The sequence below is a fragment of the Variovorax saccharolyticus genome, assembly GCF_030316765.1.
GTDB lineage: Bacteria > Pseudomonadota > Gammaproteobacteria > Burkholderiales > Burkholderiaceae_C > Variovorax > Variovorax saccharolyticus.
This window is the reverse complement of record NZ_JASZYT010000003.1, coordinates 489,684-508,272: the sequence shown is the minus strand read 5'-3', so window position 1 is coordinate 508,272 and position 18,589 is coordinate 489,684. Positions and strand designations below refer to the sequence as shown.

17 protein-coding genes are annotated in these 18,589 nt (G+C 69.1%); 12 read left to right on the top strand and 5 right to left on the bottom strand.

Going from position 1 to position 18,589, the window contains the following annotated elements; all coding sequences use genetic code 11:
• Window positions 1-44: 44 nt before the first annotated feature.
• Complete coding sequence (locus QTI45_RS12990; RefSeq protein WP_286654664.1) at window positions 45-1,010, top strand: AraC family transcriptional regulator; 966 nt, start codon at window positions 45-47, stop codon at window positions 1,008-1,010.
• A gap of 132 nt (window positions 1,011-1,142) precedes the next feature.
• On the top strand, window positions 1,143-1,511 hold the full coding sequence (locus QTI45_RS12985; RefSeq protein WP_286654663.1) for a cyclophilin-like fold protein: 369 nt from the start codon (window positions 1,143-1,145) through the stop codon (window positions 1,509-1,511).
• A gap of 79 nt (window positions 1,512-1,590) precedes the next feature.
• Here the strand turns inward: QTI45_RS12985 and garD are convergent, their stop codons facing one another.
• Genes garD through QTI45_RS12970 form a run of 3 tightly spaced genes read right to left on the bottom strand, consistent with a single transcriptional unit; the run spans window position 1,591 to window position 5,391 of the window.
• A complete protein-coding gene (garD, locus tag QTI45_RS12980; RefSeq protein WP_286654662.1) occupies window positions 1,591-3,183 on the bottom strand; it encodes a galactarate dehydratase in 1,593 nt (530 codons plus the stop codon).
• A gap of 39 nt (window positions 3,184-3,222) precedes the next feature.
• Window positions 3,223-4,374 carry an L-talarate/galactarate dehydratase gene (locus QTI45_RS12975; protein ID WP_286654661.1) on the bottom strand — a complete coding sequence of 384 codons (1,152 nt, stop codon included), beginning with the start codon at window positions 4,372-4,374 and terminating at the stop codon, window positions 3,223-3,225.
• 57 nt (window positions 4,375-4,431) lie between these two features.
• Window positions 4,432-5,391 carry a Bug family tripartite tricarboxylate transporter substrate binding protein gene (locus QTI45_RS12970; RefSeq protein ID WP_286654660.1) on the bottom strand — a complete coding sequence of 320 codons (960 nt, stop codon included), beginning with the start codon at window positions 5,389-5,391 and terminating at the stop codon, window positions 4,432-4,434.
• 195 nt (window positions 5,392-5,586) lie between these two features.
• On the opposite strand from QTI45_RS12970, the gene QTI45_RS12965 reads away from it, so the two are divergent.
• On the top strand, window positions 5,587-6,582 hold the full coding sequence (locus QTI45_RS12965; RefSeq protein ID WP_286654659.1) for a LacI family DNA-binding transcriptional regulator: 996 nt from the start codon (window positions 5,587-5,589) through the stop codon (window positions 6,580-6,582).
• An 18-nt stretch (window positions 6,583-6,600) separates the two neighbouring features.
• Here QTI45_RS12965 and QTI45_RS12960 read toward each other — a convergent pair whose 3' ends face one another.
• Complete coding sequence (locus QTI45_RS12960) at window positions 6,601-7,329, bottom strand: FadR/GntR family transcriptional regulator (RefSeq protein WP_286654658.1); 729 nt, start codon at window positions 7,327-7,329, stop codon at window positions 6,601-6,603.
• 228 nt (window positions 7,330-7,557) lie between these two features.
• On the opposite strand from QTI45_RS12960, the gene QTI45_RS12955 reads away from it, so the two are divergent.
• From QTI45_RS12955 to QTI45_RS12940, 4 genes are read left to right on the top strand one after another with little or no spacing between them, the layout of a single operon-like run.
• Complete coding sequence (locus tag QTI45_RS12955) at window positions 7,558-8,631, top strand: NAD/NADP-dependent octopine/nopaline dehydrogenase family protein (protein WP_286654657.1); 1,074 nt, start codon at window positions 7,558-7,560, stop codon at window positions 8,629-8,631.
• Complete coding sequence (locus QTI45_RS12950; protein WP_286654656.1) at window positions 8,621-9,619, top strand: 3-hydroxybutyryl-CoA dehydrogenase; 999 nt, start codon at window positions 8,621-8,623, stop codon at window positions 9,617-9,619. The genes QTI45_RS12955 and QTI45_RS12950 overlap by 11 nt, the downstream gene beginning before the upstream one ends.
• A complete protein-coding gene (locus QTI45_RS12945; RefSeq protein WP_286654655.1) occupies window positions 9,616-10,416 on the top strand; it encodes an alpha/beta fold hydrolase in 801 nt (266 codons plus the stop codon). The genes QTI45_RS12950 and QTI45_RS12945 overlap by 4 nt, the downstream gene beginning before the upstream one ends.
• Complete coding sequence (locus QTI45_RS12940; protein ID WP_286654654.1) at window positions 10,413-11,357, top strand: quinone oxidoreductase family protein; 945 nt, start codon at window positions 10,413-10,415, stop codon at window positions 11,355-11,357. The genes QTI45_RS12945 and QTI45_RS12940 overlap by 4 nt, the downstream gene beginning before the upstream one ends.
• 9 nt (window positions 11,358-11,366) lie before the next feature.
• Here the strand turns inward: QTI45_RS12940 and QTI45_RS12935 are convergent, their stop codons facing one another.
• Window positions 11,367-11,900 carry a MarR family winged helix-turn-helix transcriptional regulator gene (locus QTI45_RS12935; protein ID WP_444813274.1) on the bottom strand — a complete coding sequence of 178 codons (534 nt, stop codon included), beginning with the start codon at window positions 11,898-11,900 and terminating at the stop codon, window positions 11,367-11,369.
• Window positions 11,901-11,982: 82 nt separating this feature from the next.
• On the opposite strand from QTI45_RS12935, the gene QTI45_RS12930 reads away from it, so the two are divergent.
• From QTI45_RS12930 to QTI45_RS12910, 5 genes are all read left to right on the top strand, one after another.
• Window positions 11,983-14,166 carry a thiamine pyrophosphate-dependent enzyme gene (locus QTI45_RS12930; protein ID WP_286654653.1) on the top strand — a complete coding sequence of 728 codons (2,184 nt, stop codon included), beginning with the start codon at window positions 11,983-11,985 and terminating at the stop codon, window positions 14,164-14,166.
• 10 nt (window positions 14,167-14,176) lie between these two features.
• Entirely contained in the window at window positions 14,177-15,682 is a 1,506-nt protein-coding gene (locus QTI45_RS12925; protein ID WP_286654652.1) for an indolepyruvate oxidoreductase subunit beta family protein, read from the top strand.
• Between the two features lie 17 nt (window positions 15,683-15,699).
• Window positions 15,700-16,692: a PDR/VanB family oxidoreductase gene (locus QTI45_RS12920; RefSeq protein ID WP_286654651.1), complete on the top strand. Its 993-nt coding sequence runs from the start codon at window positions 15,700-15,702 to the stop codon at window positions 16,690-16,692.
• Window positions 16,693-16,788: 96 nt separating this feature from the next.
• Complete coding sequence (locus QTI45_RS12915; protein ID WP_286654650.1) at window positions 16,789-18,102, top strand: aromatic ring-hydroxylating dioxygenase subunit alpha; 1,314 nt, start codon at window positions 16,789-16,791, stop codon at window positions 18,100-18,102.
• Complete coding sequence (locus tag QTI45_RS12910; RefSeq protein WP_286654649.1) at window positions 18,102-18,587, top strand: aromatic-ring-hydroxylating dioxygenase subunit beta; 486 nt, start codon at window positions 18,102-18,104, stop codon at window positions 18,585-18,587. The genes QTI45_RS12915 and QTI45_RS12910 overlap by 1 nt, the downstream gene beginning before the upstream one ends.
• Window positions 18,588-18,589 lie beyond the last annotated feature (2 nt).

The following is an 18,589-nucleotide window of genomic DNA, read 5'->3' as shown; positions in this document are numbered from 1 at the left end:
AGAGAGCCGAGACAAAGGGCGTCGGGATGCATAAGCTTCGGTCCATGCAGACATCCATCCCCCACGCACTGCGCAGCGAGCGTCCCGTCGACCAGTTGCAGACCACCGTGATGAGGGCCGAGCTCGCCGCGATCATCGACCGCGTCACCGGCAGCGACGGCGCTCACGAGACCGCGATACCGCGCCTCACGCTGGCCCGGGTGTCGCAGATGCAGCATCCGGTGCACGCGATGCACGAACCGGCCTTCTGCGTGCTGGCCCAGGGCAGCAAGCGGGTGCTGCTGGCCGAAGAGGTGTACATCTACGACAGCAGCCAGTACCTCGTGGTGGCGCAGAACCTTCCGGTGGCGGGCCAGGTGGTCGACGCATCGCCCGAGGCGCCGTACCTCGGGCTCAGGCTCGGCTTCGACGTCAAGGACATCGCTGCGCTGGCCCTGGATCTTCGGCTCGGCGAGAGCTTCCCGACGCGAGCTTCGCAACGCGGCATCTTCACCGGCGAGCTGTCCCCCACGCTGCTGGATCCGGTCCTGCGCATGCTCAAGCTGCTGGATTCGCCCGACGACGTGGCGGCGCTGGCGCCGCTGATCACCCGCGAGATCCTGTACCGCCTGCTGAGGTCGCCCGACGGCTGGCGGCTGGCGCAGATGGCGGTGGTCGACAGCCACAGCCAGCGCATCTCGCAGGCCATCAGCGTGCTCTCGCAGCGTTTCCAGCAGCCGCTCCGGGTCGAGGAACTGGCCGATGAAGTCCACATGAGCGTGTCGTCCCTGCACCAGCACTTCAAGGCCGTCACGGCCATGAGCCCGCTGCAGTTCCAGAAGCAGCTGCGCCTGCAGGAGTCGCGGCGAATCATGATCAGCGAACACGTGGATGCCGCGACCGCGGGGCACCGCGTGGGCTACGAGAGCCAGTCGCAGTTCAATCGCGAGTACAGCCGCTTCTTCGGCTTGCCGCCGGCACGCGACGTCAAGCGCCTGCGTGAACTTCAACTGGGCCGCAGGAGCGCCTGAGCCGGCGAGCGCAGCGCTGCCGCCGGCAGCGGCCCGAATTTCAATCAATCCCATCGCCCGATCGGCGATGCCGCCGGTCGGCATCGCGTGGAGGCGCTCGCCCTGTCGATCGGCCCGCGCGAAAGGTCAATCATGAAGATCCATCTGAAACTCGACGGCAAGGTCATTCCGGCCACTCTGGCCGACAACCCGACGGCACGGGAGTTCGCCGCCATGCTGCCGCTCGCGATCACGATGCACGATCTCTTCAACAGGGAGAAGTTCGGTCCGCTGCCGCGCGCCATCTCGCGTCGGCGCACGCGGACCCGGAGCCGGGCCTGCGAGGCCGGCGACATGATCTGCTGGGCGCCGGGGCCCGACCTCGCGATCTTTCATCGCCACGACGGGCAGAAGATCAGAGGGGGGTTTCATGTGCTTGGCAGGCTCGATGAGGGGGCGGAGGCGTTTGGGGTGGCTGGGGCGGTGGAGGTGAGGATCGAGGTGGCTGGGGGAGACTTCTGATCAGTTGAGGACAGAGCAAAAACTGCTGCGCAGTTTCTTGGTCTGTCCCGCAAGGTCTCAGGATTTGTCCCGCAAGGCCTCACGTGACCGGTGCCGGGTTGAACAACACCAGTGCGTTGTGCAGCTTCCACTGCTCGGCCCAGGTCTTGCGGCGGCCGCTGGCGACTTCGAGCATCAGTCGGAACATCTCCCAGCCGATGTCCTCGATGGTGGCGTCGCCGTCGGCGATGCGCCCGGCGTTGACGTCCATCAGGTCGTGCCAGCGGCGCGCCAGGTCGCTGCGGGTGGCGACCTTGATCACCGGCACCTCGGCCAGGCCGTAGGGCGTGCCGCGGCCGGTGGTGAAGACGTGCAGGTTCATGCCCGCGGCCAGTTGCAAGGTGCCGCAGATGAAGTCGCTCGCCGGCGTGGCGGCGTACAGCAGCCCCTTCTGGCGGGCCTTCTCGCCCGGCGCGACCACGCCCGAGATCGGCGCGCTGCCGCTCTTGACGATCGAGCCCATCGCCTTCTCCACGATGTTGGAGAGCCCGCCCTTCTTGTTGCCGGGCGTGGTGTTGGCGCTGCGGTCCACGCGCCCGCGGTCCAGGTAGGCGTCGTACCAGGCCATCTCGCGGATCATCGCCTCGGCCACCTCGGGCGTGCTGGCGCGCGAGGTCAGCTGGTCGATGCCGTCGCGCACCTCGGTCACCTCGGAGAACATCACGGTGGCACCGGCGCGCACCAGCAAGTCGGTGCAGAAACCCACCGCCGGGTTGGCCGTCACGCCCGAGAAGGCGTCGCTGCCGCCGCACTGCACGCCCACCACCAGCTCGCTGGCGGGCACGGTCTCGCGCCGGCGGGCGTTCAGTCGTTCGAGATGCTCCTCGGCCTGGCGCAGGATCGAGTCGACCATCGACATGAAGCCCACGTGGGCCTCGTCCTGCAGGCAGACGACGTCGAGCTTGGCGTCGGCGCTGTCGCCGACGTCGGCCACGTTGCGCTCGTCCACCAGCGCGATGCTGCCCGGGGGCAGCAGGCGCTCGGGCTGCAGCTTCTCGCAGCCCAGGCTGACCACCATCACCTCGCCGCCGAAGTTCGGATTGAGGCTGATGTTGCGCAGCGTGCGGATCGGGATGACGGCGTCGGGGGCGTCGATCGCCACGCCGCAGCCGTAGCCGTGGGCGAGGGCGACGACGTCGTCGACGTTGGGGAACCGGGGCAGCAGCTCGGCCTTGATGCGCTGGACCGCGAAATCGGTGACACCGGCCACGCACTGCACGGTCTGGGTGATGGCCAGGATGTTGCGGGTGCCGACGGAGCCGTCGGGATTGCGAAAGCCCTCGAAGGTGTAGCCCTCGAGCGCCGCCGCCGCGGGCGGCCTGACGGTGGCGATGGGCAGGCCCTGGAGCTCGCGCGCGGCGGGCATCTTCAGGAGCCGCTCGTGCACCCAGCTGCCGGCCGGGATGTCCTTGAGCGCGTAGCCGATCGGCACGTCGTAGCGGCGCACCACGCCGCCCTCGGGGATGTCGACCAGCGCCACCTTGTGCGCCTGGGGCACCTTCTCGCGCAGCACCAGGCCCGAGGGGAACACCGTGCCGCCCGCCAGGCCGCCGTCGTTGGCCACGATCGCGACGTTGTCGTTCGCGTGCATGCGGATGGTGAGCGGCGGCTTGTGTGTGAGGGATTCGCTCATGGGAGTTCTTCGATGTTCGATGTTCGGCGCCGCGCGTGCTCAGGCTCTGCGGCCCGTTTCGGCTTCCTCGCGCGTCCAGCCCTTGACCTGTTCGCTCAGGCTCAGGCCGAGGCCGGGGCGGGTCGGCACCAGCATGCGGCCGTTGCGGATCTCGAGGCGTTCGTTGAACAGGGGCTCGAGCCAGTCGAAATGCTCGACCCAGGGCTCGGTCGCGTAGACCGCGCCCAGATGAACGTGCAGTTCCATCGCAAAGTGCGGGCCCAGGCTGAGGCCGGCCTGCTCCGCCAGGCCGGCGACCTTCAGGAAGGGCGTGATCCCGCCCACGCGGGGCGCGTCGGGCATCAGGTAGTCGGCGGCGCGGTGACGGATCAGTTCTCCGTGCTCGGCCGCGCTGGTCAGCATCTCGCCGGTGGCGATCGGGGTGTCGAACTGGGCCGCCAGCGCCGCGTGGCCCTCGAAGTCGTAGGCATCGAGCGGCTCTTCGATCCACACCAGGTTGAACTGCTCGAAGATGCGGCACATGCGCTGAGCCGTCGGCCGGTCCCACTGCTGGTTGGCATCGACCATCAGCGGCATGTCGTCGCCCAGGTGCTTGCGCACCGCCTCCACACGGCGGATGTCCAGAGCCCGGTCGGGCTGGCCGACCTTGAGCTTGATGCCGCCGATGCCGCGCTCACGCGAGGCCGCCGCGTTCACCAGCAACTGGTCGAGCGGCGTATGGAGGAAGCCGCCCGAGGTGTTGTAGCACTGCACCGAATCGCGCTGCGAGCCGAGCAGCTTCGACAGCGAGAGGCCGGCGCGCCTGGCCTTCAGGTCGTAGAGCGCGACGTCGAAGGCGCCGATCGCCTGCACCGCCATGCCGCTGCGGCCGACCGAGGCCCCGGCCCAGCACAGCTTGGTCCAGAGCCTGGAGATGTCGCTCGGGTCTTCTCCAATCAGTGCCGGTGCGATCTCCTTCGCATGCGCGAACTGGCCCGGGCCGCCGGCGCGCTTCGAGTAGCTGAAGCCGAGGCCGCGATGGCCGTCCTTCGTCTCGATCTCGGCGAACAGCATCGCGATCTCGGTCATCGGCTTCTGGCGGCCGGTCAGGACCTTGGCGTCGCTGATCGGGTTGGCGAGCGGCAGGTAGCACGACGAGACGCGAACCCAGGTGATGCTGTCGCTGGAGGAGGAGGAAGGGGAGGTGGTCATGGCGGAATTGCTTTCAGGAGGTCCGGTTCTGCCGCTGCGCTTCGCGGCAGCGCTTGCTCAGTCGATCGTGATCTTTCCGGTCTCGATCACGTTCTTCCAGCGCGCGTATTCCTTCTGCTGGAACTCGGCGAACTGAGCCGGGGTGTTGGCGACCATCTCGAAGCCGATGGAGGTGAACTGCTCCTTGACCTTCGGGTCGTTGAGCGCCTCGACGAAGGCTGCGTGGGCCTTGTCGCGCACCGCCGGCGACAGCCCCTTCGGCGCGACGATGGCCTGCCACGAAGCCACCTCGACGTTCTTGACGCCGGCCTCGGCCAGGGTCGGCACGTCGGGCAGCACGGGGGAGCGCTTCGCGCTGGTGACGGCCAGCGCGCGCATCTTGCCGCCCTTGATGTACTGCGCGACCGAGTTGATGTTCTGGAACGAAGCATCGACCTGGCCGCCCATGAGGTCGGTGTGGGCCGGTGCGCCACCCTTGTAGGGGACATGGATGCCCGTGGTGCCGGTCTGCTGCCAGAACAGCTCGGCGGTCAGATGGTCGCTGGAGCCGTTGCCGGCCGATGCGAAGGTCATCTTGCCGGGATTCGCCTTCTCGAAGGCGATCACGTCCGCCACGTTCTTGTGCGGCGAATTCGCAGGCACCACCAGCACGTTCGGCGATGCGACCGCCACCGTGATGAGGTCGAAGTCCTTGAGGGCGTCGTACTGCAGACCCTTGACCAGGTGCGGCACGATGACCAGCGGACCGAGCGAGGTCACGAGGAAGGTGGTGCCATCGGGCGCCGCGCGCTTGACGAAGGTGGCGCCGATGGTGCCCGTGGCGCCGGCCTTGTTGTCGACCAGGAAAGATTGCTTGAACTTGTCGGTGAGCCGCGGAGCGATGGCGCGCGCCACCTGGTCGGTCGAGCCGCCCGGCGGGAAGGGCACGACCAGCGTGACGGTCTTTTCCGGCCAGACCTGCGCGCTGGCAGCCATGGCCGCCAGGCCCAGTGCGATCGCGACTAGATGCTTCTTCATGAATCGTCTCCTGAATGATAACGTTGTCATTCGAATGATATCGTTGTCATTTTGGCCGGTCAATGGCAGCCGGTCGGGGTTTTCCCGGGGCATCGCGGTTGGCGTTCCCCCTCACTGTTAACGATGTCAGCGGAAGGTCGGCCAGTTTTGGTAGGGTGCTGCCTTCAGCTCCAACCGTCCAGACGCAAACGCCGAATGAATGCCGTTTCTCCCTTCAAGCCGGCCACCCTGCATGACGTGGCCAGGGCCGCCGGCGTGTCGCTGATCACCGCCTCGCGCGCGCTCGGCAATCCGGGCGTGGTGTCGGCGAAGACGATCGAGAAGGTGCAGGCCGCGGTCGAGTCGACCGGCTACATACCGAACCTGCTCGCGGGCGGCCTCAAGTCCAAGCGCAGCCTCATGGTGGGCGGCATCGTGCCGGCCCTGTCGGTGTCGCAGTTCCTGCCGACGGTGCAGGCGCTCACGACCGAGCTGGCGGCGGCCGGCTATCAGCTGATCCTCGGCCAGACCGCCTACGACGCCGAGCGCGAAGAGTCCGTGCTCAACACCATGATCGGCCGCCAGCCCGACGGCATCGTGATCACCGGCCTCGTGCAGTCGCAGCGGGCGCGGGACCGGCTGCGCCGCTCCGGCATCCCGGTGGTCGAGACCTGGGACCTCAGCGACCGGCCGATCGACATGGTGGTGGGCTTCTCGCATCTGAAAGTCGGCAGCGCGGTCGGCGGCTATTTCCTCGGCAAGGGCTGGCAGCGGATCGGCATCGCCAGCGGCGACGACCATCGTGCGCGGATGCGGCGCGACGGCTTCCAGACCACGATCGGGCGCGAACTGCCGACCGCCTTCGTGCCGGCGCCCAGCAGCCTCGAACTGGGCCGCCGCGCCCTCGGGGAGTTGCTGGCGAAGGACCCGCGACTGGAGGCGATCTGCTGCAGCTCGGACCAACTGGCGCATGGCGTGATCGTGGAGGCGCTCGCACGGGGCTTGCGCGTGCCGCAGGACCTGGCGATCTGCGGCTTCGGCAACGCCGATTTCGGTGCCTACACGGTCCCCTCGATCTCCACCGTGCATGTGGACGGCGCCGAGATCGGCCGGCTGGCGGCGCGGCTGATCGTCGACCGCTGCCGCGGCGAGACGATCGCGAACCCCATCGTCGACCTGGGCTTCCGCATGATCGAGCGGCAGTCGACCTGAGAACAGGTTCTTGACGCCCTAGCGGGGCCGCGGCTGCCTTGGCAACTCGGAAGCGCGCCGCCGCTCGCGGCCGTTCACCAGGTGGGTTCGCATCGCGGCGCGTGCGGCGTCGACGTCCTGCTGCGCGATCGCGTCGACGATGCTGCGATGCTCCAGCAGCACCCGGTCGATCGAGGCGATGCTCGGTTCCTCGCCGCCCGCAGCCTCCAGGAACGCGGTCGGCACGCAGGTCGGGCCCAGCGCCTCGAGGACCGCGGCGAAATGCGGGCTGTGGGCGGCGCGCGAGATCTCGAGGTGCAGCTGGAAGTCTGGCACCGCCGTGTCCATGCCTTGCGCCATGGCCGTCCTGAAGGCGTTCAGCGCTGCCGCGATGGCCTCCAGATCCGCGCTGTCGCGACGCTGCGCCGCCAGGGCGGCAGCTTCGGATTCGAGGCCGATGCGCAGCTCGATCAGGGCCAGTGCCTGCACGAGGCTGTCGTCGGGGCTGCTCTCGACCTGGAAGGGCTTGGCGCTCGACGCCCCGACCACGAAGGTGCCGACGCCGCGCCGGGACTGCACCATGCCCGCGGCCTGCAGCCGTGACAGCGCTTCCCGGACCACGGTCCGGCTGACGCCGAACTCGTTCATGATTTCGGCCTCGGTGGGCAGCTTGTCGCCGGCGCGCAGGGGCCCGATCCGGATCCGGTGGCTCAAGGCGTCGACGACGCCCATGCTCAGGTTTCGCGACGATCGGTTGATGCTCTGCATGGGGTGGCTCCGCGGCCTTGTCGTGGCTCGGCCGTCATCATAGGTTACGGGCCGATGCCAATGAAAACGTTGTCATTCATGCGGCCCGAAGCTTCCGCGCAGGCTCTCCGGGCGGGGCCACGCGAGAGACCCGGGGAAACGCGAACCTGGCCCGTTTTTAGTTGACACATGAAACGTTGAAAAGTAATGTATTGACGCCCCATCCACTTCAACCTCGACTGCAACCCCATGAAAATCGCAATCCTCGGTGGCGGCCACGGCGCCTATGCGGCCGCTGCCGACCTGTCCGAAGCCGGCCATGAAGTGCGCCTCTGGCGCCGCGATGCAGCGGCGCTGGCGCCCGTGGTCCAGGCCGGCTCGATCACGCTGAAGGATGCCGACGGCAGCCGCGACGTCAAGCTCGCGCTGGCCACCGCCGACATCGGCGCCGCCTTGCGCGAGGCCGAGCTGATCGTGATCCCGACCCCCGCGATCGCCCAGGAGGACATCGCCCGCGCGATGGCACCCCACCTGGTCGACGGCCAGGTCGTGTTCCTGCCGCCCGGCACCTTCGGCAGCTACGTGATGGCGCGCCGGGTGGCCGAAGCCGGCAGCCGAGCCGATGTGGCCTGGGCCGAGACCGGCACGCTGCCCTACCTGGCGCGCAAGCACGGCGAGCGCGAGGTGAACGTCACGATCCGCGCGATCCGCCTGCCCACCGGCGTTTATCCGGCGCGCAAGGAGGCGCAGGCGATCGAGGTGATCCGCCGCGCCTATCCCGCGGTGCATGGCTGCGGCGATGCGCTCTCGGGTGCGCTGATGAACGCCGGCCCGGTGATCCATCCGCCGCTGATGGTGATGAACGCCGCGCCGCTGCAGCACTTCGAGCGCTGGGACATCCACAACGAGGGCACCCAGCGCGCGGTGCGCGACGTCACCGACCGGCTCGACCAGGAGCGCATCGCGGTGCGCGAGGCGCTCGGGCAGGGCGCGCCGCACTATCCGCTGGCCGACCACTACAACAACGACCAGTGGATGTACGGCGATGCTCACAAGCAACTCGTGAAGTCGGGCGACTGGCGCGAGAACATCGACCTGCACACGCACCGCTACATCACGGAGGACACCGAGCTCGGGCTCGCCTTCCTGGCCTCGACCGCGCGCTTCGTCGGCGTCGATGCGCCGATCGCGCATGGGCTGTTGGCGATCGTCGGCGGCTTCCTCGGGCGCGACCTGCGCCAGGGTCCGCGCACGCTGGAGACGCTCGGCCTCGCGGGCCTGAGCGCGGCGCAACTCAAGAAGAGACTGCACGATGGCGAATGACCGGCCTCGCTTCGCAGCAGTGGGTGCCGGCCGCATGGGCCGCGGCATCGCGATCGCCTTCGCCTATGCCGGCCATCGCATCTCGCTGGTCGACCTGCGCCAGCGCAGCGACGAGGCCTGGCAGAAGCTGCGCGGCGAAGCGCGGGCCGAGATCGAAGGCAGCCTGGCCGGCCTGGCCCGGCTCGGCGTGATCGATGCCGCGCAGGTGGCGGCGATCGCGGCGCGGGTCGAGTTCGTCGGCGCAGCGGACGCACCGTCGGCGCTGGCCGCTGCGGAGCTGCTGTTCGAAGGCGTGCCCGAGACGCTCGAGGCCAAGCGCGAGGCCTTCGATTGGCTCAACCGGCACTGCCGCGACGACGCGATCATCACCTCTACCACCAGCAGCATCCTCGTGACGCAGCTGGCGGCGCTGGTGCACAAGCCCGAGCGCTTCCTCAACATGCACTGGCTCAATCCGGCCTACGTGATCCCGGTGGTCGAGCTGAGCTGCCATGCGGGCACCGACCCGGCCGTGCTGGCGCGCACCAAGGCGATCATGGAGGGCATCGGCAAGCTGCCGGTGGTCTGCGGCGCGACGCCCGGCTACATCGTGCCGCGGCTACAGGCGCTGGTCATGAACGAGGCGGCCCGCATGATCGAGGAGGGCGCCGCCACCGCCGAGGAGATCGACAAGGCCACGCGCTACGGCCTGGGGCTGCGCTTCGCGGCGCTCGGCGTGGTCGAGTTCATCGACTTCGGCGGCTGCGACATCCTGCACCATGCGAGCCGCGAGATGTCGGCCTCGATCGACCGCGCCCGCTACACGGCGCCTGCGATCGTCGACCGCATGGTCGACGAAGGCCGGCTCGGCCTCAAGAGCGGCAGCGGCTTCTACGACTACGAAGGGCGCGACGTGGCCGCCTACCGCGGCGACGTGCTGTCGCGCACGCTGGGCATGCTCAAGCATGCCGGGCTGTGGCAGCCGCCGGCCTCCGACACGCTGCCATGAAGATCCGGCGCGCCTTCGCCGACCTGTCGGTGGGCCAGGTGCACTATGCCGAGTGCGGTGCCGCCGAGGCGCCGCCGGTGCTTCTGCTGCACCAGTCGCCGCGCAGCTGGACCGAGTACCGCGAGGTGCTGCCCCTGCTCGGCGCCCACTGCCGCGCGATCGCGATGGACACCGCGGGCTTCGGCGACTCGGCGGCGATCGACGGCCCGGCGAGCATCGAAGCCTGGGCCCGGGTCGCGCTCGAACTGCTCGATGCGCTGCAGATCGCGCGCGCGGACCTCGTCGGCCACCACACGGGCGGCGTCATCGCGGTCGAGCTCGCGGCCGCTTTCCCCGATCGGGTGCGCGGCCTGGTGCTGTCGTCCACGCCCCTCACCGACGAAGGCTTCCGGCGTGCACGCGCCGCGCGGCCGCCGATCGACGAGGTCGCGCCCAGCGAAGACGGCAGCCACCTCGCCGCGCTGTGGCAGCGCCGCCAGGGCTTCTATCCGGCCGGGCGCCCCGAACTGCTGGAGGCCTTCGTGCGCGATGCGCTCAAGGCCGGCGGCGGCCCCGAGGACGGGCATCGCGCGGTCGCCGCCTACCGCATGGAAGACAGCATCCATCGGGTGCGGCAGCCGGTGCTGATCCTGCGCGCGACCGACGACCCTTTCGCCTCGCCGCATGCGGCCGAACTGCAGCACGCGCTGCCGCAGGCGCGCATCGTCGACCTCCCGGGCGGCATGGTGCCGCTGCCCGACCAGATGCCCGAGGCCTTCGCGGCCGCGGTGCTGGACTTCCTGGAGACGCTTGCATGAAGGCCGTGCGCGTGCATGCCTTCGGCGCGCCGCCCCTGCTGGAGCAGGCGGCCGAGCCGCAGCGGCGCGCGGGCCGCACCATCGTGCGCATGGAGGCCGCCACCGTCGGCCACATCGACCGCACGGTCTGGCGCGGCAGCTTCCTGAAGCATCCGCCGTTCCCCTACACGCCGGGCGTCGAGGCGGCGGGCGTGGTCGTCGCCAGCGGCAGCCTTCCCGAAGGCCAGCGGGTGTGGCTGCGCGGCAGCGGACTGGGCACCCTGTTCGACGGCACCTGGTGCGAGCTGATCGATGCGCCCGACGAGGCGCTGGGCCTGTTGCCCGACGCCGTGCCCGCCACCCTCGGCTCGGCCTTCTTCTCGCCATGCACCTCGGCCTGGGTGGCGCTGCACGAGGTCGCCCGGCTGCGCGCCGGCGAGCGCGTGCTGGTGACCGGCGCGACCGGTGCGGTGGGCTCGCTGCTCGTGCAGCTGGCGCTCGATGCCGGTGCCGAGGTCGTGGCCCTGGTGAGCGATCCGGCGCAGGCGAAGTCCATCCCTTCCGCGGCGAAGGTGCGGGTGCTCGGGGACGACCCGGCGGCGGCGCTGGCATCGGTGGCGGCGGACCTGCTGGTCGACACGGTCGGCGGCGCCGTGCTGGCCGCCGCCCTGCCGCGGGTGGAGGCCGGTGGCCGCGCGGTGCTGGTCGGCTACACGGCGGGCAATGCGCTGGCGCTGGACCTTGCGCACTTCCTGCAGCGCGACGTCGCGCTGCTGCCGCTCAACATGTTTCGCCGCGAGGCGGCCGGGCGGGCGGCGGCGCCGCAATTGCTGGCCCGGCTGGCCGACGGCAGGCTGCGCCTGGACGTCCAGCCCTTCGCGCTCGAGGACGCCGCCGCGGCGCTGGACTGGATCGCCCAGCGCGGCCATCGGGGCCGGGCGGTGCTGGTGGCCCGGCCCTGAGGCCGGCCTTCACTCGTCTTCTTCGACCGCCTCGCCCGCTGCGTCCGCGTGCAGCGCAATGATGTGGCGCAGCGTGCGCTTGAGTTCCTCGGCGCGCTCCAGGCCGAAGGGCTCGAGCACCCGCAGCTCATGCTCGCGTGCCAGTTCCATCAGGTGCTCCACCGCCTGCGCGCCTTGGGGCGTGATGCGCACCAGGGTGACGCGCCGATCACTGTCATGGGGCAGGCGCTCGATCTGGCCGCGCGCTTCCATGCGGTCGAGCAGCCGCGTCACGGTCGGCTGCTTGGTCACCGTGACCTGCGCCAGCGCGCCGATGCTGATCGCCTGCCCGCCGGCCAGCGAGGCCATTACCCGCCACTCGGAGACCGAGAAGCCGTGCTGGCGCGCCACCCGGTGGAATTCCGACGAGATCAGCTGGCTCGCCTGCGCCAGCAGCGCGGGCAGGTAGTCGTCGACGAAACGGTGGCTCGGCGCCGCCGCCTCTTCCCTGAACGGCCCCGGACTCGTGGTGGGCACGCTACTTGCTCGTCTAGGGTTATCCATGATTTTGAATACATTCAGTTGTCAATATTATAAAGACCGCGGTGCCGCTAGAGACCCGCAGTCCCACGAATGAAGGAACAAGATGGCAGAGCGCTCGTTCGTCGAAGAGGTAAAGAAGCTGCGGCTTTCCGGTGGGGATGTATTCCGCGGTGAAGGCATTCTGGCAGTCACCAAGGCCTTGCTGGAGTCCGGCGTGTCCTACGTCGCCGGCTACCAGGGCGCACCGATCTCGCACCTGATGGATGTGCTGGCCGACGCGCAGGACATCCTGAGCGAGCACGGGATCCGTTTCGAGAACAGCGCCAGCGAGGCCACGGCCGCGGCGACGCTGGCGGCCTCGGTCAACTATCCGCTGCGCGGCGCCGTGACCTTCAAGGCGACGGTCGGCACCAACGTGGCCTCCGACGCGCTGGCCAACCTGGCCTCCGGCGGCGTCACCGGCGGCGCGCTGATCATCGTCGGCGAGGACTACGGCGAAGGCTCCTCGATCATGCAGGAGCGCAGCCACGCCTTCGCGATGAAGTCGCAGATCTGGCTGCTCGATCCCCGGCCCAACCTGCCGTCGATCGTCGAGGCCGTGAAGCAGGGCTTCGATCTGTCCGAGGCCAGCAGCACGCCGGTGATGCTGCAGCTGCGCATCCGCGCCTGCCACGTGCACGGGCATTTCATCGCGGGCGACAACAAGCGCGCCAAGTTCACGCTGCAGGATGCGCTCGAGAATCCGCAGCGCGACGTCGGCCGCATCGTGCTGCCGCCCGCGAGCTTCGTGCACGAGCAGGAGAAGGTGCGCGAGCGCTGGCCCGCGGCCGTGAAATTCATCGAGGAGCGCGGGCTCAACGAGTTCTTTTCCGAGGGCGCCGACGACATCGGCATCATCGTGCAGGGCGGCAGCTACAACACCCTGGTGCGCGCGCTCGAGCGGCTCGACCTGGCCGATGTCTACGGTGACTCGAAGGTGCCGCTGTACGTCATGAACGTGGCCTACCCGGTGATCGAGAGCGAGGTGCTGCGCTTTTGCGAAGGCAAGCGCGCGGTGCTGATCGTCGAGGAAGGGCAGCCCAACTTCGTCGAGCAGAACCTGGCGACCATCCTGCGCCAGGCCGGCTCCACCACCGCGCTGCACGGCAAGGACATGCTGCCGGTGGCCGGCGAATACACGGCCGCCGAACTGCTCAAGGGCGCGCGCAGCTTCTGCGAGCGCTACGGGCGGCTGCAGCCGCTGCCGGTTCCCGTGCCGGTGCGCAAGGTGATCCCGCTGACCGCGGTCGCGGCGATCGGGGTCGACGCGGCGCCAGAGCCTTCGCTGCCGCTCGGCGACAGCGTGCATGCGCGGCCGCCGGGCTTTTGCACCGGCTGCCCCGAGCGGCCGATCTTCAGCGCGATGAAGCTGGTCGAGCGCGAGCTGGGCGCGCACCACGTGAGCGCCGACATCGGCTGCCACCTGTTCTCGATCCTGCCGCCCTTCAATATCGGCAACACCACGATGGGCTACGGGCTCGGCGGCGCCGGCGCCTCGGCGCTCAACGCGCCGGCGGGCAAGCGCGCGATCTCGGTGATGGGCGACGGCGGCTTCTGGCACAACGGCCTCACCAGCGGCGTCGCCAACGCGGTCTTCAACCGCAGCGACAACCTGACCATCGTGGTCGACAACAACTACACCTCGGCCACCGGCGGGCAGGACATCCTGTCGTCGAGCGCGAACAATGCGACTCGCAGCACCGGCCACGCGATCGAGCGCGCGGTGCGCGGCGTCGGAGTCCAGTGGGTGAGGACCCTGCGCCGCACCTACGACGTCGCCGGCATGCGCGATGCGCTGAAGGACGCGCTGACGACCAAGGAGAAGGGGCCGAAGGTGCTGATCGCGCAGTCGGAGTGCATGCTGAACCGGCAGCGGCGCGAGAAGCCGCTGGTGCGAAAGGCGATCGCCGACGGCAAGCGCATGGTGCGCGAGAAGTTCGGCGTCGACTCCGACACCTGCACCGGCGACCACTCGTGCATCCGGCTGTCGGGCTGCCCCTCGCTGTCGATCAAGCCGAACCCCGATCCGCTGCGCACCGACCCGGTCGCGACCGTGCTCGACAGCTGCGTCGGCTGCGGCGTCTGCGGCGAGGTCTCGCATGCCGCGGTGCTCTGCCCCTCGTTCTACAAGGCGCAGATCGTGAGCAACCCGAGCCGCTGGGACCTGCTGCGCGAGAGCCTGCGCGCGAAGGTCATCGGCTGGCTGCAAAAGGGCGAGGCCAAGCGCCGCGCGGCCTATGCCTTCTGAAGTGAAAACGATGCGGACTCAACCTATAAAGATTGCGATTCTCGCCATGGGCGGCGAGGGCGGCGGCGTGCTGGCCGACTGGATCGTCGACATGGGCGAGGCCAACGGCTACCTGGCGCAGACCACCTCGGTGCCCGGCGTGGCCCAGCGTACCGGCGCCACCATCTACTACGTCGAGCTCTACCCCGAGGCGCAGGCCGAGGCCGATGGCGCGCGTCCGGTGCTGGCGCTGATGCCGCTGCCCGGCGACGTCGACGTGGTGCTGGCGTCCGAACTCATGGAGGCCGGCCGCGCGGTGCAGCGCGGGCTGGTCACGCGCGACCGCACCACGCTGGTCGCGTCGACCCACCGCGTCTACTCGATCGCCGAGAAGAGCGCGCTGGGGGACGGCCGGGTCGACAGCAGCGAACTCCAGAAGCACGCCGAGCGCGCCGCCAAGCGCTTCATCCGCTTCGACATGGCGCAGGCCGCCGAGGCCTCGGGCAGCGTGATCAGCGCGGTGCTGTTCGGCGCGCTCGCGGGCGCCGGCGTGCTGCCCTTCAGCCGGGCCCAGTTCGAGGCCACGATCGAGCGCGGCGGGGTCGGCGTCAAGCCCAGCCTCAAGGCCTTCGGCAGCGCCTACCTGCGCGCGCAGGGCGAGGGCGAGGGCGAGCCCGAGACCGCGGCGGCCGAAGCGCCGGCGCCCGCGCCCGCGCCGCGCCATCCGGCGGTGCGGGCGCTGGTCGACCGTGTGCAACAGAAATTCCCCTCGTCGGCGCAGCAGTTCCTGCTCGAGGGCGTGCGCCGACTCATCGACTACCAGGACCTGGACTACGCCGGCCTGTACCTCGATCGCATGGCCGCCATCGCCGCGCTGGCCGGCGACGACGATGGCCGCCTGCTGCGCGAGACCGCGCGCCACCTGGCGCTCTGGATGTCCTACGAGGACACGGCCCGCGTCGCCGACCTGAAGACCCGCTCCACGCGCTTCGACCGCGTGCGCGGCGAGGCCCGCGTGCAGGACGGCCAGGTGCTCGCGATCAACGAATACATGCACCCGCGGCTGCAGGAGATCTGCGAGACGCTGCCGGCCGGCATCGGCCGCTGGCTCATGGACTCGCCCCTGCCGCGCCGCCTGGTCGAGCATTTCACGCAGAAGGGCCGCGTGGTCCAGACCAGTTCGCTGCGCGGCTACCTGATGCTGCGCACGGTGGCGGCCTGCAAGCGCTGGCGCCGCTCGACCTTGCGCTATGCCGAGGAAAACCGGCGCATCGAGGAATGGCTGGCACGCATCGCGGGCATCGCGCCGCGCCATCCCGAACTCGCGATCGAGATCGCCCAGTGCCAGCGGCTGGTCAAGGGCTACAGCGACACCCACGAGCGCGGCCTGCGCAACTACGACACCGTGATGGCGGCCGTCCAGCGAGCCGGCGCCGCGATCGCGCCCGCCACCTTGCGCGAGCTGCGCGATGCCGCGCTGGCCGACGAGCACGGCAGCAAGCTGCAAGCCGCCTTGGCCCGCCACGCGCTCGCCTGAACCACGGAAGACCCGCCATGTCCGCCCAGCCCCTGACCCTGCAACTGCGCGTCGCCGAGGCGCGCGAACTGAATCCGCTGATCAAGACCTTCACGCTGCGTCGGGAAGACGGAGGCGTGCTGCCCGGCTTCGCCGCCGGCGCCCATATCCGCGTGCGCGTCGAACTGCCCGACGGTTCGGCCGACTGGCGCCACTACTCGCTGATCAATTTTTCCGCCGATGCGAAGGCGACCGACGCACCGATCGCGTACGCGATCGCGGTGCGCAAGGAGGCCGAGGGCCGCGGCGGCTCGCGCTTCATGCACGAGCGCCTGCGCGAGGGCGATGCGATCACCATCGAGGCGCCCAAGAACGACTTTCCGCTGCACACCGGGCCGGGCGGCACGGTGCTGCTGGCCGGCGGCATCGGCGTGACGCCGCTCGCCAGCATGGCGACGCGCCGCCGGGCCGAGGGCCTGCCGGTGCGCATGCACTATGCCGGCCGCAGCCGTGACCTGATGGCCTTCGTGCCGGAACTCGAAGCGCTGCTCGGCGACGACCTGCGCCTGCATGCCGATGCCGAGCAGGGCGGCCCCTTCGACATCGGCGCCATGCTGGACGCGATGCCGGCCGGCGACCGGCTCTATGTCTGCGGTCCCAAGCTGATGCTCGACGCCGTGCTGGCCCAGACCCAGGCCCGAGGCTGGACCCACGACCGCGTGCACTTCGAGCTCTTCACCACGCCGGTGGTCGAGGAGGGCGACCACGCCTTCGAGGTCGAGCTCGCGCAGTCGGGCCAGCGCTTCACTGTGCCGGCCGACCAGAGCATCCTCGACTGCCTGATCGAGCACGGCTGCGATCCGATGTTCGACTGCAAGCGCGGCGAATGCGGCGTCTGCGCCACGCCGGTCATGGAAGGCGAGATCGACCATCGCGACTACGTGCTGACCGCGCGGGAGAAAGCGGAAGGCAACGTCATGCAGATCTGCATCTCGCGCGCCAAGGGGCAGCGGCTGGTGCTGGATATCTGAGACCTTGCGGGACCGTTTGGAAACCTTGCGGGACAGATCAAGAAACTGCGCAGCAGTTTTTGCTCTGTCCTCAACTGATTAGATGGAGCCACACACATGACTTCCTACCGAGGCAACCCCGAAGCAGTGCGCGCACTGGTGCAGCCCGACCGCGTGCATCGCGACCTCTACACCAGCGCCGAGCTGTTCGAACTGGAGCAGGAGCACTTCTTCGCCAACACCTGGAACTACATCGGCCACGAGAGCCAGCTGCCCAAGGCCGGCGACTATCTCAACACCGAGATCGCCGGTCGCCCGCTGATCGTCGTGCGCCACAGCGACGGCACGGTGCGCGCGATGATGAACAGGTGTGCGCACAAGGGCTCGCGCCTGGTGAGCGCGCCCTGCGGCAACACCGGCAAGTTCTTCCGCTGCCCGTACCACGCATGGACCTTCAAGACCGACGGCTCGCTGCTGTCGATCCCGCTCAAGAACGGCTACGAAGGCACGCAGCTGCACGAATGCGAATCGGCCAAGGGCCTGACGACGGTGAAGAACGTGCGCAGCCATCGCGGCTTCATCTTCGTCAAGATCAACGACGTGGGCCCCGACTTCGAGGAGTTCTTCGGCGACTCGCTGAGCTCGATCGACAACATGGCCGACCGTTCGCCCGAGGGCGAGCTCGAGATCGCCGGCGGCTGCCTGCGCTTCATGCACCAGTGCAACTGGAAGATGTTCGTCGAGAACCTCAACGACACCATGCACCCGATGGTGGCGCACGAGTCGTCGGCCGGCACCGCCAAGAGCATGTGGGCCGGCAAGCCCGAGGACGAGCCGAAACCGATGGCGATCGAGCAGTTCGTGCCCTTCATGTCGGACTACAAGTTCTTCGAGGACATGGGCGTTCGCACCTACGACAACGGCCACAGCTTCACGGGGGTGAACTTCAGCATCCACAGCAAGTACAAGGCGATCCCCGCCTACGACGATGCGATGAAGGCGAAGTACGGCGAGGAGCGCACCGCGCAGATCCTTGGCATGGCGCGGCACAACACGGTGTACTACCCGAACCTCACGATCAAGGGCGCGATCCAGGCGATCCGGGTGGTGCGGCCGATCGCGGTCGACAAGACCCTGGTCGAGAGCTGGACCTTCCGCCTCAAGGGCGCGCCGCCCGAGCTGCTGCAGCGCACGACCATGTACAACCGCCTGATCAACTCGCCCTTCTCGGTGGTCGGCCACGACGACCTGCAGGCCTATCGCGGCATGCAGGCCGGCCTGCATGCGAGCGGCAACGAATGGGTCAGCCTGCATCGCAACTTCGATCCGTCGGAGACCGCGGGCGGCGAAATCACCACGGTCGGCACCAGCGAGCTGCCGATGCGGAACCAATACCGCACCTGGGCGAAATTCATGACGGAGACGATGTGATGCCGGCCGAACCGACCCGCCAGGACCTGATCGACTTCGTGGTCCACGAAGCGCGCCTGCTCGATGCCAGGCGCTACGAGGAGTGGAACGCGCTTTTCACCGACGACGCCTTCTACTGGGTCCCGCTGGTGCCCGACCAGGAGGACGGCCTCAACCACACCTCGCACCTCTACGAGGACAAGCTGCTGCGCGAGCTGCGCATCGAGCGACTCAAGAGCCCGCGCGCCTTCTCGCAGCAGCCGCGCAGCCGCTGCCATCACCTGCTGCAGACGCCGACGGTCGAGGTCTTCGATGCCGAGGCCAGGCACTTCGTGGTGCGCAGCGAGTTCCACTACACCGAGTCGCAGGGCGACGAGCTGCAGTTCTACGTCGGCACCTTCTTCCATCACCTGACGGTGGTCGATGGTGCGCTGCGCATGACGCTCAAGCGGGTCAACCTGCTCAACTGCGACGCCGCGCTGCCGGCGGTGCAACTGTTCATCTGAAG

Bases quoted from the DNA above. Each gene is read 5' to 3' on its own strand.
- QTI45_RS12915 (WP_286654650.1), top strand. From the start codon at position 16,789: ATGACTTCCTACCGAGGCAACCCCGAAGCAGTGCGCGCACTGGTGCAG.
- garD (WP_286654662.1), bottom strand. From the start codon at position 3,183: ATGAGCGAATCCCTCACACACAAGCCGCCGCTCACCATCCGCATGCAC.
- QTI45_RS12970 (WP_286654660.1), bottom strand. From the start codon at position 5,391: ATGAAGAAGCATCTAGTCGCGATCGCACTGGGCCTGGCGGCCATGGCT.
- QTI45_RS12985 (WP_286654663.1), top strand. From the start codon at position 1,143: ATGAAGATCCATCTGAAACTCGACGGCAAGGTCATTCCGGCCACTCTG.
- QTI45_RS12925 (WP_286654652.1), top strand. From the start codon at position 14,177: ATGCGGACTCAACCTATAAAGATTGCGATTCTCGCCATGGGCGGCGAG.
- QTI45_RS12965 (WP_286654659.1), top strand. From the start codon at position 5,587: ATGAATGCCGTTTCTCCCTTCAAGCCGGCCACCCTGCATGACGTGGCC.
- QTI45_RS12910 (WP_286654649.1), top strand. From the start codon at position 18,102: ATGCCGGCCGAACCGACCCGCCAGGACCTGATCGACTTCGTGGTCCAC.
- QTI45_RS12990 (WP_286654664.1), top strand. From the start codon at position 45: ATGCAGACATCCATCCCCCACGCACTGCGCAGCGAGCGTCCCGTCGAC.
- QTI45_RS12960 (WP_286654658.1), bottom strand. From the start codon at position 7,329: ATGCAGAGCATCAACCGATCGTCGCGAAACCTGAGCATGGGCGTCGTC.
- QTI45_RS12955 (WP_286654657.1), top strand. From the start codon at position 7,558: ATGAAAATCGCAATCCTCGGTGGCGGCCACGGCGCCTATGCGGCCGCT.
- QTI45_RS12945 (WP_286654655.1), top strand. From the start codon at position 9,616: ATGAAGATCCGGCGCGCCTTCGCCGACCTGTCGGTGGGCCAGGTGCAC.
- QTI45_RS12935 (WP_444813274.1), bottom strand. From the start codon at position 11,900: ATGGATAACCCTAGACGAGCAAGTAGCGTGCCCACCACGAGTCCGGGG.
- QTI45_RS12920 (WP_286654651.1), top strand. From the start codon at position 15,700: ATGTCCGCCCAGCCCCTGACCCTGCAACTGCGCGTCGCCGAGGCGCGC.
- QTI45_RS12930 (WP_286654653.1), top strand. From the start codon at position 11,983: ATGGCAGAGCGCTCGTTCGTCGAAGAGGTAAAGAAGCTGCGGCTTTCC.
- QTI45_RS12940 (WP_286654654.1), top strand. From the start codon at position 10,413: ATGAAGGCCGTGCGCGTGCATGCCTTCGGCGCGCCGCCCCTGCTGGAG.
- QTI45_RS12975 (WP_286654661.1), bottom strand. From the start codon at position 4,374: ATGACCACCTCCCCTTCCTCCTCCTCCAGCGACAGCATCACCTGGGTT.
- QTI45_RS12950 (WP_286654656.1), top strand. From the start codon at position 8,621: ATGGCGAATGACCGGCCTCGCTTCGCAGCAGTGGGTGCCGGCCGCATG.